Origin of the sequence: Streptomyces sp. NBC_01546, from assembly GCF_045208355.1 — a bacterium.
In the GTDB taxonomy this organism is placed as follows: Bacteria; Actinomycetota; Actinomycetes; order Streptomycetales; family Streptomycetaceae; genus Streptomyces.
In genome coordinates, this window is the sequence record NZ_CP109379.1 from 3,270,230 (window position 1) to 3,282,623 (window position 12,394).

The following is a 12,394-nucleotide window of genomic DNA, read 5'->3' on the forward strand; positions in this document are numbered from 1 at the left end:
CACTCAGACGAGCCGGCGGTCCTCGGCAGCGATGGGGACGTCATTGATGCTGGCCTCGCGCCGCCGCATCAGGCCGTTGCCCTCGAACTCCCACTGCTCGTTGCCGTGACTGCGCCACCACTGGCCGGAGGCGTCGTGCCACTCGTACTCGAAGCGCACGGAGATGCGGTTGCCGGTGTACGCCCAGAGCTCTTTGCGGAGCCGGTAGTCCAGCTCGCGCTGCCACTTGTCGGCGAGGAACTCCCGGATCTCGGCGCGGCCGGTGAGGAAGCGGTCGCGGTTTCGCCACTGCGAGTCCTCGGTGTACGCGAGGGCCACGCGCTCGGGGTCCCGGCTGTTCCAGGCGTCCTCGGCGGCCTGCACCTTGGCGCGGGCGGACTCTTCGGTGAAGGGCGGCAGGGGCGGGCGTGGCGTGGTGGTGGCAGTCATGACGGTCCCTCTCTGACACGACACGGAGAACGTTCGTTCTCACGCTAGAGAACGTACGTTCTCCATGCAAGCGAAAACTGGATTACCCTTCCCCCCATGGACGACGAAGAGGCCCGCACCCGACTCCTGGACGCGGCGGAGGCACTGTTCTACGCCGACGGCATCCAGGCCGTCGGCATGGACCGCATCCGCGCCGACTCGGGCGTCCCGCTCAAGCGGCTCTACCGGGTCTTCCCGGCGAAGGAAGCCCTGGTCACGGCGTACCTGGAACGCCGGGACCGGCGCTGGACGACGAGCCTGCGCGAGGCGGTGACGGGCTCCCCGACCCCGGTCCTCACCGTCTTCGACTGGCTGGCGGACTGGTTCTCCGAGCCGGACTTCCGGGGCTGCGCGTTCCTGAACGCGTACGGGGAACTGGGCGCGGGCGGCCCGCCGGCGGTCCTGGACGTCGTACGCCGCCACAAGTCCGAACTCCGCGCCCTGCTGGCCGAGCTCGCCGGCCCTGACCACCCGGCCCTGGCGGACCAGCTGCTGATCCTGGTCGAGGGCGCAACGGTGGTGGCCGCCCTGGACCCGGGCCCGGAACCGGCGCGTCGGGCGCGGGAGGTCGCGGAGCGGCTGTTGGCGACGAGTCACTGAGGACGCCGCGGACCGGACCGTACGCTCGTTCGAGTGAGGGGCGAGCACTCCGCCCACCCAGCGCGCGGGCCGGCTCGTAGCGTCACGGCATGCAGCAATGGCCCGAAGCGTTGGCGACCCCGGGCAACGGCCCCGGCGGGGCAACCGCACCAGCGCTAGCCTGGGGTAAGGCACAGAGCGCAGCGAGTACACCGCAGCCGCCCGGAGGACCACGGTGACAGCCATGATCGAGCAGCCCGCGCCCATAGACGCCGACGAGGTAGGGACGCAGGGCTTCGAGCGCCTGCTACGCACAGTCGAGGAATTGGACACGCCTGACGGCTTCAAGGCCGAGCTCATCCGGGGGAAGATCGTTGTGTCGCCGTGGTCCAAGCTCCGCTACCTGCGCCCCATGCGTGCGCTGCGCCGACAGCTGGAGGAGCACGCCCCTGAGGGGCACATTGCCGACTCCACGCCTTTCCTCTTCAGCTTCCCTGTTGCAGAACGCGCTTACGGGCCGGACCTCTTCGTCGTGGAAGAGGCTGCCTTCGACGCCGAAGGGCGGCACGCCGATGCGGAGGCTCTTTCGCTCGTAGCCGAGTTCACCTCCGTCTCCACGAAGGACTCGGACTGGCACGAGAAGCTGGGCGTCTACGGGCAGCTGGTCCCGGTGTACCTCGTCGTCGACATGCAGGCTCGGGAGATCACCTGCTTCTCCGACCCCTCCCCCGGGGGATACCGCTCGCGCTGGACGGTCTCCTTCGGCGAGCCGCTCCGCGTTCCCGGTCCGTTCGACTGCGAGATCGACACCACGGCCTTCTGAGCGGCTGACCCTACGAGACGGGAACATCCGGCAGACGGCGTAGGGAGGTCCGCCACCGCTCGCTGCCGCCCGCGCGCGGACGTAGCGTCGCAGGCGGACCCCCCTCCCGCCGGATCACGGAATCGAGGAAGCCGAGATGGCAGTTCTGGTCTACAACCGGGGCGCGGACTGGACCCAGGAGCTCTACCAGGCGATGCACGACCGGGTACTCCCGGACCCCGCCAACCCGCCCGCCGGACTCCTCGCCCACATCGCGTCGCCCAGCGACAGGGGCGGCTGGCAGGTCATCGACGTTTGGGAGTCGGAAGCCGACTTCCAGCGCTTCGCGGAGGAGACGATCGCCCCTGCCGCAAAGGACCTCGGCGCCCCGCCGTTCGAGACGAAGGTGATCCAGATCTACAACCACCTGATCCCGTAGCCGGGTCGCGCTAGGCGTCGGCGATGGCCGCCGTGATGAGGGCCGCCGCCTCCATCTCGTCCAGCCACACCACCCCGAGTTCCGCGGCCTTCTCGGGGGAAGCGGGCAGCTGCGTACCGGTCGGCTCCCAGCGCAGGCTGTCCCGGCCGAACGCCTCGTCGTACGGCACGCTGCGCACCGCACGCCTCCGCAGCAGGGGGCCCTGCCGGTCGGCCGCGGTGTAGTAGGTGATGCTGCCCTTGGCATCCACGGCGTCGAGCAGCGCGGGGTCGAGGGAGCTCAGCGGGGGGCCGGCGAGGCGGCCCAAGAGAGTTCCGGGGCGCACCAGTACGCCGCTCAGGTCGAGGAAACCGCCGTTGTCCTGGAGGAATTCGCCGCCCCGCTCGTAGAAGAGCAGGAGCGGCTCGTACAGGTCGGGCAGGTCCGGAAGGGCATCGGGACGCCTCGCCCGGTAATCCGCCAGCCGTACCGCACCCGTACAGGTCCGCTTGACGGCATGGATGGCGATGATCTGGCCCAGGTACTCCTGGAGTTGTGCAGCTACTTCCGGGGGAATCGCGAATTCTGGGTCCGCGTACTCGACGACGTCGAAGAACGGCCACGCGGCCTCGGCTCCGTAGGCCTGCGCCCACATCCCCGCCCGCCGCAGATATTCGCGCATGAGCAGGCGACGGGACATGACGCGCGCGAGCACGTCGTCCCAGTCCCCGACCCACTCCACCGCCCGGAGGCGCTCAAGCACGAGTGATGCTGCCCGGTCGCTCACGTCACGATCCCAACTCGTTCACCTGCTTGTCCAGCACCGCCAGTTGCCGTTGAAACGGATACCGCCGCCTACCCGAATACGGCATCGGTGAGGTCCGGCCCACACCCGTCGATGAGGTCGGGAGCCTCGAGCCCGTAGCCCTCGGCTCGACCGTAGTACGTCGGCTCGCCGGGCTCCGCTTCGACCCCGAGCAACTGGTCGAGCTCCTGCAGGGCCGACGCGAGCCGCGGCGCGTTGTTGGCATGGATGGCGGGGTGCGGCTCGCCCCGGAAATCACACTGACCCCATACGTCGTGGTACACGGTCAGTTCCGCCGAGGGGCCGATCTCGTCGGGTGACACCATGAGTTCGGCCAGGCGGTACTCGTTGTGGCGGGTTCCGCTCGCGTCGAACCAGGCGCCGGATCCCAACACGAGGATGCCGCCCATCTCCGCTTGCGGATGGCCGCCCGGCTGGCAGGCGCGGAGGTCACCGGGCAGTGCCGGATCACCGAGCGCACGCCTGCCGAGGTCCAGGCGACTGTGGATGCCGAGGCCGCCCTTGCCGACTTGGAACCAGTTCCACTCAAGTGAGGCCGGCTCCAGCAAAGCGTGCTTCTGAAGCACCGCACCCATGCGCGCCGCGGTCCTGAGCGCGGACTCCAGACCGGGGTCCGTCACATCATCCAGATCCCAGGTCCAGGAGCCGCACTCCTTCGGAGCGCGCATCAGCATCGGCATGGAACTTCCGTACGACTCGGCGGCATTGATCGAAAGCAATGACATCGGGGCGGACGAGCGATATCCAGTCAGCTCAGCAGATCGGCGACAGGAACTTGCACGGAAACGACGCCTCCGGGGTTCAGTTTCAGGTGGGCATCGATCGGCAGACTGGCTGCGAGTCGGAGAGCATCCATCTTCCGCAGCTCGGGAGCCGTGCCGGGGGCATGACGCACATCGGTGAAGGCTTCCACGACCCCGCTACCGCCTGCTACCGCGCAATGTTCCCCAAGGCCGACGATCGAGTCAGGAATCAGGAAAACACTGGATTTCGCGAGTGCCTGAGAGATGGCAGCTTCGGGCCCGTACCCAGTGACAGCAAGCTGAATGGCCGAATCTACCGGATCGGTCGGCTCAGGCATTCCCATGGTGCGCGGCGAAGGGCGATATTTCGAGTTGCCTTCAAATTCATCGGTGATCACACCATCGTCGTCGACTTTCCAGGCACCCATGATGGCGTAGGGCGGGACCCGACCATGCGAATCGACGAACGGGTCGATCGCATAGACCCAGGAGCCAGGGTTCCTCGCCGCTTCCGCCCGCATGGATTCCGTGATCCATCGAGCCGGGTCTGGAGTCAGTGATTCACTCATGTCCCTTATTTCTCAGTCTGCGAACGAAGTCCCTCTGTTCGCCCACGTAGGCGAGCCGACCGTACTCGACGTCCGGCACTGCGCCGAAGATCCCGACAGTGACCGGCCGATCCGCAAGGGGCCAGCGGTAGGCCTTCCTGCCGCCTCCCATTTCCAGTGCCATCCTACTGGGATACACGTCACGACAGGCACCCTCGACCGCGGGCTTCAACCCTTCCCGCTCAAGACCTGAGCGAACATCCGCCAGAGCCTCGAAGAGATTCCATGCCGTAGCCTCTACGACCTTGTCGAAGTAGGAAATTCGGACCGTATATTCGGCATCCAAAAATTCCGCGACCAGCCTTCCCGGCGTGGACCCGACTTCGGAGACGAGAATGACCTCCGAGTCATGCAGCATTTCCATCTCACGGGACACGTTCAGCCTCAGGGCGATAGTTCGGGTTAGGGATCAGGTCACCCATTTCACCCGTCGCATAGTTGTACGGGCGAGCTCCCTTGATGTATTCGGGGCGAATCCCACCGGGGAAGGCGATCTCCATCTCGTAGTCGAGGGGGTGAGGCCCCATGGAGGTGTTCACATCGATGCCGCCTGGCAGATCGACCTCATAAGTGTACTTTCCGCCGAAGTCCTCACCAATGTCATCACGGTACGAGGTGCTGATGAACGCCGAGTTGTCACTCTCTTCGACATAGTGACGAAGGTCGACACTTGAGGGATCCAAGGGCTCGAAGCCGCTCTCGAAGATGTCCTCGGGCTTCCTGTTGTCGCTCCTGTACAAGGGAGCATCGTCGGTACGCCAAACGACCGGCATGCCCAGCTGGTCGAGATCGACGCTGTCGTCCGTCGCCGCCGCGAGTCGGTTCGGCTCTCCCCCGTCTGCCGCACCCGCCCCAGGTCCGCCCGCCCCGTCGCCCGCATCGCCACCACCGCCGTGGCCCCCACCAGTAGACGGGCCGTCGCCGTGGCCGCCGCCCGTGGACGGGGTGTCCGTGTGGGTGGCACCGCCCGTCGGCGTGGTGTCCGTGGCGTGGCTTCCACCGCCTGTGGGGGTGGGGTCGCTGTGGCTGTTGTGGATGCCGTTGTCGGCCATGCCGCCGGGGGCGGTGTCCGGATGGGTTCCCGGGGCGTGGTCGGCGGCGTGGACCGGGTCGGAGATGTTGGATCCGAGGTGAACGCCGTCGCCCGCGGGGCCGCCGACCGTCTCCAGGACGCGGTCCGGGACCTCGACCTTGATCGGGGTGTCGAGCTTGGGGACGTCCGCACCCGGCTTCGTGGCCGGGACCTTTTCGACCGGGCCCTCGTCGACGGTCTGGTGGAGGCTGCCGTCTTCCTTGTAGTAATTGCCGTCGCCGTCGAGGTACTTCGCCGGCCCGTCGAAGGGCAGCTTGACCGTGCCCGGCGGCAGGGTGGCGGTGCCCTCGGGGAGCTTGATGTTGCCGTCCGGGAGCTTGATCGCGCCGTCCGGGATCGCCGTGCCCTTGGGGAGCTGAATCGCCCCGTCGGGCAGCTTGAGGGAGCCCTCGGGCAGCGCGAACGCGCCATCTGCGATTTTGACATCGATGTTGCCCATGCCCTTGAGGGCGGCCATCACGTCGCCGGCCTTCGAGATCCCCGCGCCCGCGCCCTTCATGACGTACGTCATCGGGTCGACGACCCTGCCGGCCTTGCCCGCCAGCGACAGCGCCTTCGCCACCGCACCGGCCTTGCCCGCGCCCGAGACCGCACCACCCGTACCGCCCGTGGCGATGGTGGTGATCACGTTGAAGGTGACCGCGCCCGCCGCGCGGCCCGGGTTGGAACCCCACTGGTCCCAGGCGAGGAGGGCCTTGCCCGTCTCCTTCATCGCGTTGCGCGACTCGCGCAGATAGGAGGGCAGTTTGTCGTCCGGGATCGCCATGAAGAGCGGGCCCACACCCGGCATCATCGCGATACTCAGACCGGTGCCCAGTTTGGCCAGACCCGTCCACGACTGCTTGAACGTGTCCCAGCCCTGAAGCCCGACGAGGCCGCCCAGGCCCTTGAGGGTGCCCCACACGCCGTCGACGAAGAAGCCCTTGGTGAACTCCCAGCCGTGCTCCCAGAACTGCCAGCCCGGTATGGACTCCTCCACCGCGTCGCCCCACGGCAGGGACTTGGACTGCTTGAGCGCCTCCGCGTCATAGCCGTACATGCCCTCGCCGTGGGAACCGTCGTCCGTCTTCAGGGGCGTCCCGCCCACCAGCGCGACGATCTTGGCGTGAGCGGCCTTCTCGACGTTGTGGAACTCCTCCCACACGTCGGCGATCTTGTTACGGCGATCGAGGTTCTCGTCGATCAGATCGCCGTCCTCACGCCACTTCTCGTCCTTGTCCGTCTTCTCGCGGAACGCTTGCGCTTCCGCCCTCAGCTTCTCCAGCTTCTTGATCACGGGTGCGGCGTCACGCGAGTACGTGCCCAGGGCGCCGGCGATCGTGCACATGTCGGAGCTCAGCTTCAGACCCAGGTCCGAGACGGGTTTTGTGGTCGCGAACAGCTGGTCCGCTTCCGGCGCCTGGTAGAAGGCCTGGATCCCGCCGAAGCTGGTGTGGACGTCCGACGCCTTCGTCGAGACCGTCGCCCCGCCCGACGAGATCGCCTTCACCTTCTCGTCCAGTACCGCCAGATCCCCGGTGAAGACCGGTATCTCAGCCGGATCGACCGGCGCGTCCCCGCTCACTTCTTGGCCCCCGTCTTCTCACGCAGGAACTCGAGGTTCACGGACTTCGCCGCGTCCTGCGCCTCCTTGGCCTGGTCGAGATCGCCTTCCAGGTACTCGTTCGTCGCCGTCACCGCACCGAGGATGCACGCCTCGATCCGCTCCGCCATCGACTTGAACTCCGGCTTGCGGACCGTCAGATACTCGCCCAGCGCGGCCGCGACAGGGCCCAGCGCCTTCTGTGGCGCCAGGTAAGCCGAGCCAGGGGCCGGGCCCGCGCCGGGGGCCAACGGGCCCTGCGGAGTCATCCCCGACTGCGAGCCGGGTACGGCCGTCCCCGCGGCCTGAGCCGCCTCCGACATGGCTGTCAGCAGCGCGTTCAACGCCTTCTCCAGCTCGCCGGCGTTGCCGCCGACCGTCTTCAACTGGCCCTGCACACCCTGCGGCTTAATGTCCCACGACGTCATCAACGACCCCCCGTACAACCAACCAACTGACCTACGTCACCGGCCTGTTCAGCCGATCTTGTCGACCGCGGCCCGCGCCCGCTGAAGCGTCTGCTGCGCCGTCACGTCGTTCTTCTCCAGCGTCGTGTTCAGCAGCTGGATGATGTTCTTGACCTCCTGCGAGGCGTTCTTCCACCGCAGCTCCTTGGCGTGGTAGTCATCCGCCACACCATCCGCCGCGAAGTCCGTCATCGCCGCCGCCACCTGCGCCTCACGCGCCGCGATCACCTGCTCCAGCTGACCGATGACCGCCTTGATACCGCCCTGCACCTCCGTCGAGGCACCCAGGTCATACGCCCGACGATCCGTCCCACTCGCCATCACAACCACACTCCCCGCGAAGACAACTCAAAAGACCCAGAAGAAGACGAGCAGGGCTCAGCGGCCACGGAAGCGGGCGCCGTCGAAGTTCGCCGCGCCCTGCTGCTGCCGCGCGTTCTCACCCTGCTCCTGGTCACCCGACCCGAACGCCTGCTCCATCCCCGACTGACCGCCGAGAATCGCCGCCAGCGAAGCGTTCAGCTCCTTCGCGATGCCATCCGCACGCAGCTTGAACGAGTCGAACGCCACCTTGCCCTGCCCCTGGAACTTGCCCTCCAGCGGCTGCGCCGCAGCCACCAGCTGCTTGATCAGCGACCCCAGGTCCGTATTCGAATTACGCGACCCGGACATCAGGTTCGACAGAACCTGCGACCCCATGTCGAACTTCATCCCACTCCCCCGCACTCTCGGATGATCGTAAGTATGGCCATTCCGATCAACCTACATCGCTCCTGCAACGAGCAACGAGCCAGTTGTGACGCACCTATGACAAACCAACAGGTGCGCGTACGAGCCCTCAGCCCAGATAGTCGGCGGCGCCGAACCGGGGCAGGCTCGCCCAGGTCCGGGTCCCGCCGCCGGGCTCGCGGGAGTCTCCGAAGCCCCAGGCCCCGCCGCAGTCCCGGACCACCGCACCCATGAGCCGCAGGGCGGCCCGCCGCCGGGCCTCGCAGTGGGCGGCGAGCCGGGGGTGGGCGTGGGGCGCGTGGCTGTCGTAGACGGTCAGGCGGAGCGAGTCGTCGCGGTAGCGCACGGACAGGTACAGGCTCCGGCCGGGATCCAAGTGCCAGGCAGCGGCCATCAGTTCCCCGGCGACTTGTACGGCGGCGGGCGCGAGCGGATCGAGCCGGTACGCGTGCAGGACGGACCGTACGGCGGCCCGCGCGATCTGGGCGCTGTACGGGGCCCCTGGGACGGTGAGGCTGCACGCGAGCGTGTCGAGCGCGGGCGGCTCGTCCCTGCCGGCCTCGGGCGGGGACACGGGGCAGGCGGCGAAGGGGTGGCTGGACATCGCGGACTCCCTGAGGGCGGAGGTGACTACGGCGAGTTCGGCGCGCACGGATGACTGACGCGGCCAGGGAGCGTGGCTCGTCGCCGAGGCCGAGGCATGCTGCGGCGATGCACTTCAACTCCCCTGCGTGAGCGGTGCGTCACCAACCGTAGCGCGATGGTGCACATTTTTACACCGGGTCGCGAAAGTGTGGGCGCGATGGCATCGCAGGGCTCAGCGCGGCAGACTGCGAACGCACAGCCTGAGGGAGGATGGTGCATGGGGGTCAGAATGTCTCCGACGGAGCGGCAGCGCCGGCTGGGAGCAGAGCTCAAGCGGATGCGTCTCTCCGCGGACGTGTCCGCGGAGAGTGCGGCCGGGTTGCTCAGAGTCGACCGGTCCCGCCTCTCGCAAATGGAGCAGGGCTATCGCGGCATCAGCATCGACCGGTTGCGCACGCTCGCCTGCAACTGCGACTGCGCCGACGAGGCGTACGTCGAGGCCCTGTCGGCGATGGCCACGCCCAACCAACGGGGATGGTGGGACCGCTACCGCGGTTCCCTGCCTGCCGGGTTGCTCGACATCGCCGAGCTGGAGGCGCACTCACCACATCTGCGCACCGCACTCACGGTTCACATCCCCGGGCTGCTTCAGACCTTCGATCACGCCCTCGCCATCTTCGGCGTCGCCGTGCCGCAGCTACCGGAGCACGAGCTTGCGATGCGACTGGAGTTCCGAATCGAACGCCAGCAAGTACTCGAGGGCACCACCCCCGCCCGGTACACCGGCATCGTGCACGAAGCAGCTCTGCGGATGCAGTTCGGTGGAGCGCAGGTGGCGAAGGCACAACTGGAGTACCTGATGGGCAAGTCCGAGCAGGACAACATCACGCTCCTCGCCATCCCGTTCCGCGCTGGAGCCTTCCCCGGCTCCGGACAGACGTTGACCTACGCCGAAGGGCCCGTACCCCAGCTGGACACCGTCCAGGTCGACAGCACACACGGGCCCGAATACCTGCACGGTGAGACACAGTTGGCCAAGTATCGGGCACACCTGGACTGGATGGAGAAGATCACCCTGTCTCCGCAAGGCACACGGGACCTCATCCACTCCATCGCGCAGGAACTCTGAGGGAGCAGTCATGCCGGAGATCACGTGGGAAGAGCCGTACTGCGCCGAGGGAAGCGCCTGCTACCGAATAGGGGTCGACGGGGGCGGGAACAGCTACATCGCCATCGCCGGCCGGGAGGACGCGTACCTCACCGACTCGGCGGACGCCCTCCGTCAGCTGATCCGGGACATCAAGGCGGGCAAGGCCGACCACCTGCTGGCCGACTGAGCCCGCCGGGTCGCCGGTGTCAGCCGCCCGCGGTGCGGGGGAAGGTGATCTCGACTCGGCGGTTCTTCTTGCGACCTTCTTCGGTGCCGTTGTCGGCGATCGGGTAGTCCTCGCTGTAGCCGCGTACGTCGAAGACGACGCCCGGGTTGGTCACGGTCTTGGACAGCTCCGCCTGCACGGCGTCGGCGCGTTGCTTGGAGAGCTCCTTGCCGTGCTCGTAGCTGCCTTGGTCGTCGGTGAAGCCGAAGACGCGGACGCGGGTCGCCTTCTGCGTGTTGATCTCGGAGGCGATAGCCTGTATCCGGGCGGCGGCCTGGGCGTTGAACACGGCGCTGTCCTCGGGGAACAGGACCTCGGACTGCAGCGCCATCATGACCGTCTGGTTGGTCTCCTGCCGCCGCTGCTCGCCACCGAGGTCTTCGACGACCTCGGCGATGTCGAGCACCTTGGCGGGTGCGAGGGTGCCGCCCTGGGGGATCTTCAGCCCGGGCGAGCTGGAGTCGATGGGCACGGGAGCGGATGCCGATGGCTCTGCGCCGGGGGGTACCGATGGCTTGACGTCGTCGGCGTGTGCGCTGGTCGCGCCGACGAAGTGTGCCCCGGCGATGACGAGACCGACGACGGCCGTGGCGGCGGTGGTGCGGTGGCTTTTTGTCATGGGGTCACCCGGAGATTTTGATGGTCGCCGTGGCGAAGGTGGGGAGGCTGAACTCCACTTCAGCGGTGTTCGCTGGAGGCGCGGGGAACTGCACGAAGATGGGCACGGTCTGGCCCGCCGCCACGCTGGAGATCCCAGTGGTGCACAGGCACCTGCCATCGGTATCGCGGAGCACGTAGTAGCGCTTCTTACCGGCCTTGTCGACCAAGGTCGCCCCCGCTACCGACTCACCACTTGAGGTCAGTTCATTACCCCTCCACGCCGATGTGCCGACGAAGGGCTGGCTGCCGTTGTTCTTGAGCTGTCCGCTCACCGTCAGGAAGCCGCCGGCATCACGTGCGGCCGAGTTGATGACCAGGGCCATGCCGTTCGCGCCTTCAACCGTTGCGATGACTTGGGTAGGCGTCGAGCTCTGACTCTTGCTGGGGGAAGGGGTCTGAGAACCTGCCCCCTGGGACGGCGTAGCCGAAGGCTGCTGGACTCCTTTGTCATTCCCGTCGTCACCACCGCACCCGGCCAACGTAAGGGCCAGGACCGCCGCAACCGCAACGGCCGCTCCCCCGCGGGCCTTCACCGTGTGCCGCATGCTCATGTGTGCTGCTTCCTTGTCTTGTCGTTCGCGATCAGTCGGCCAGACGTACGTCGAAGAGGCTCCGCGCCAATGTGCGCCAAGGGTTGGGTTTCAGAGGATCGAAGGCAAGCTCTTTCCCCCCCTTGCACTCGATCTTGATGGGGCCGGGCGGCTTGTCTGGAGCTCCCTCAGCGGGCGGAGTCTGCCCTAGATGGCAACGCGGTTCGATCACGGCGGTGGCGTTGGCCGTCCCGTGCATGGCCTCAGTGCCCGGGATCACCGACTTACCCACCGTGCCGTTCCCCCGCACTTCGACCTCGAAGCTGAGCACCGACGGGTGGCATGTAGCTGTGGCATCGTTCCTCGCCGCGAAATCAGCGGCTGCCACACACGCACCCTGCGCGTAGAAGAACTTGCCCTCGAGGACCTTCTTCCAGTCCTGGGGCTGAAGAGCAGCGAGATCCAGCCCGGGGGTCAGATGGTCCCTGGCTTCCAGAGCTGCCGCCAGTGCCGCCGCATCAGCTGCACGTTGCGCGTTGCTGCGAGTAACGGACGCCTGGCCGACCACGAAGAACGCGAACGCGGCAAAGAGCAGTCCTGCCACCACGATGACGTAGATGGGGAAGGCCTGCCCTCGATCGCCCAACCGCTTCCACGTGGTCACGTACCGGCTTTGATATTGGTGATCGCCGTCTTGATCTTGGTAGTGATCTCCTGGCCGATGCCCGTTCCCACGATCGCCCCGATGATCACCACCACCACCAGGATGATCCCCAGGTACTCGAAGGCCGTCTGGCCGCGATCCCTCGTGCCTGTGCCCGCGTACCGCTTCCGCATCCTCGCCAGGGTGTTCTGCAACATGGGGGTTTCCTCCCGGGCCGGTGCCACTGCTGGTTTGCGGACGGTACGGCGAGTCACCAGTCGTAAC

General features: G+C 67.1%; 19 protein-coding genes. 5 read left to right on the top strand and 14 right to left on the bottom strand.

The features are described from left to right. Positions 1-3 precede the first annotated feature (3 nt). The gene (locus OHA89_RS14575; protein ID WP_406366327.1) at positions 4-429 is read right to left on the bottom strand and encodes a nuclear transport factor 2 family protein; all 426 of its coding nucleotides are present in this window, start codon (positions 427-429) and stop codon (positions 4-6) included. A 96-nt stretch (positions 430-525) separates the two neighbouring features. On the opposite strand from OHA89_RS14575, the gene OHA89_RS14580 reads away from it, so the two are divergent. The 3 genes from OHA89_RS14580 to OHA89_RS14590 all read left to right on the top strand — a co-directional run bounded on the left by OHA89_RS14580 (position 526) and on the right by OHA89_RS14590 (position 2,288). After that, positions 526-1,068 (top strand): TetR/AcrR family transcriptional regulator, encoded by a 543-nt coding sequence (locus OHA89_RS14580; RefSeq protein ID WP_406366329.1) that lies wholly within the window; start codon positions 526-528, stop codon positions 1,066-1,068. 223 nt (positions 1,069-1,291) lie between these two features. Next, complete coding sequence (locus OHA89_RS14585; protein WP_266607814.1) at positions 1,292-1,870, top strand: Uma2 family endonuclease; 579 nt, start codon at positions 1,292-1,294, stop codon at positions 1,868-1,870. A gap of 136 nt (positions 1,871-2,006) precedes the next feature. Continuing rightward, positions 2,007-2,288, top strand: a complete 282-nt coding sequence (locus OHA89_RS14590; RefSeq protein ID WP_257554451.1) for a hypothetical protein — start codon at positions 2,007-2,009, stop codon at positions 2,286-2,288. A gap of 10 nt (positions 2,289-2,298) precedes the next feature. Here OHA89_RS14590 and OHA89_RS14595 read toward each other — a convergent pair whose 3' ends face one another. The 9 genes from OHA89_RS14595 to OHA89_RS14635 all read right to left on the bottom strand — a co-directional run bounded on the left by OHA89_RS14595 (position 2,299) and on the right by OHA89_RS14635 (position 8,919). Further along, a complete protein-coding gene (locus OHA89_RS14595) occupies positions 2,299-3,030 on the bottom strand; it encodes a hypothetical protein (RefSeq protein WP_406366331.1) in 732 nt (243 codons plus the stop codon). Positions 3,031-3,122: 92 nt separating this feature from the next. Next, positions 3,123-3,773: a hypothetical protein gene (locus tag OHA89_RS14600; RefSeq protein WP_406366333.1), complete on the bottom strand. Its 651-nt coding sequence runs from the start codon at positions 3,771-3,773 to the stop codon at positions 3,123-3,125. Positions 3,774-3,841: 68 nt separating this feature from the next. After that, positions 3,842-4,405, bottom strand: a complete 564-nt coding sequence (locus OHA89_RS14605; protein ID WP_266607819.1) for a type VII secretion system-associated protein — start codon at positions 4,403-4,405, stop codon at positions 3,842-3,844. Further along, positions 4,398-4,820 carry a hypothetical protein gene (locus tag OHA89_RS14610; protein WP_406366334.1) on the bottom strand — a complete coding sequence of 141 codons (423 nt, stop codon included), beginning with the start codon at positions 4,818-4,820 and terminating at the stop codon, positions 4,398-4,400. The genes OHA89_RS14605 and OHA89_RS14610 overlap by 8 nt, the downstream gene beginning before the upstream one ends. Then, positions 4,810-7,101, bottom strand: a complete 2,292-nt coding sequence (locus tag OHA89_RS14615; RefSeq protein ID WP_406366335.1) for a hypothetical protein — start codon at positions 7,099-7,101, stop codon at positions 4,810-4,812. Before OHA89_RS14615 ends, OHA89_RS14610 begins: the two co-directional genes overlap by 11 nt. Beyond that, a complete protein-coding gene (locus OHA89_RS14620; protein ID WP_266607825.1) occupies positions 7,098-7,547 on the bottom strand; it encodes a DUF6507 family protein in 450 nt (149 codons plus the stop codon). Before OHA89_RS14620 ends, OHA89_RS14615 begins: the two co-directional genes overlap by 4 nt. 48 nt (positions 7,548-7,595) lie before the next feature. Continuing rightward, positions 7,596-7,907, bottom strand: coding sequence for a pore-forming ESAT-6 family protein (locus OHA89_RS14625; protein WP_266607827.1), 312 nt, complete (start codon positions 7,905-7,907; stop codon positions 7,596-7,598). 57 nt (positions 7,908-7,964) lie between these two features. Beyond that, a complete protein-coding gene (locus tag OHA89_RS14630; protein ID WP_266607829.1) occupies positions 7,965-8,297 on the bottom strand; it encodes a hypothetical protein in 333 nt (110 codons plus the stop codon). A 127-nt stretch (positions 8,298-8,424) separates the two neighbouring features. Beyond that, positions 8,425-8,919, bottom strand: coding sequence for an ATP-binding protein (locus tag OHA89_RS14635; RefSeq protein ID WP_266607831.1), 495 nt, complete (start codon positions 8,917-8,919; stop codon positions 8,425-8,427). Positions 8,920-9,177: 258 nt separating this feature from the next. Between OHA89_RS14635 and OHA89_RS14640 the strand changes: the two genes are divergently transcribed. Further along, positions 9,178-10,029: a helix-turn-helix transcriptional regulator gene (locus tag OHA89_RS14640; RefSeq protein WP_266607833.1), complete on the top strand. Its 852-nt coding sequence runs from the start codon at positions 9,178-9,180 to the stop codon at positions 10,027-10,029. Between the two features lie 10 nt (positions 10,030-10,039). Then, a complete protein-coding gene (locus OHA89_RS14645) occupies positions 10,040-10,237 on the top strand; it encodes a hypothetical protein (protein WP_406366338.1) in 198 nt (65 codons plus the stop codon). Positions 10,238-10,256: 19 nt separating this feature from the next. On the opposite strand, the gene OHA89_RS14650 is transcribed toward OHA89_RS14645, so the two are convergent. The 4 genes from OHA89_RS14650 to OHA89_RS14665 form a co-directional block, all read right to left on the bottom strand. Next, a complete protein-coding gene (locus OHA89_RS14650) occupies positions 10,257-10,895 on the bottom strand; it encodes an OmpA family protein (protein ID WP_266607837.1) in 639 nt (212 codons plus the stop codon). A 4-nt stretch (positions 10,896-10,899) separates the two neighbouring features. After that, positions 10,900-11,259: a hypothetical protein gene (locus OHA89_RS14655; protein WP_406366339.1), complete on the bottom strand. Its 360-nt coding sequence runs from the start codon at positions 11,257-11,259 to the stop codon at positions 10,900-10,902. 259 nt (positions 11,260-11,518) lie between these two features. Then, positions 11,519-12,130, bottom strand: coding sequence for a pilus assembly protein TadG-related protein (locus OHA89_RS14660; protein ID WP_406366341.1), 612 nt, complete (start codon positions 12,128-12,130; stop codon positions 11,519-11,521). Then, entirely contained in the window at positions 12,127-12,327 is a 201-nt protein-coding gene (locus OHA89_RS14665) for a hypothetical protein (protein WP_406366343.1), read from the bottom strand. Before OHA89_RS14665 ends, OHA89_RS14660 begins: the two co-directional genes overlap by 4 nt. Positions 12,328-12,394 lie beyond the last annotated feature (67 nt).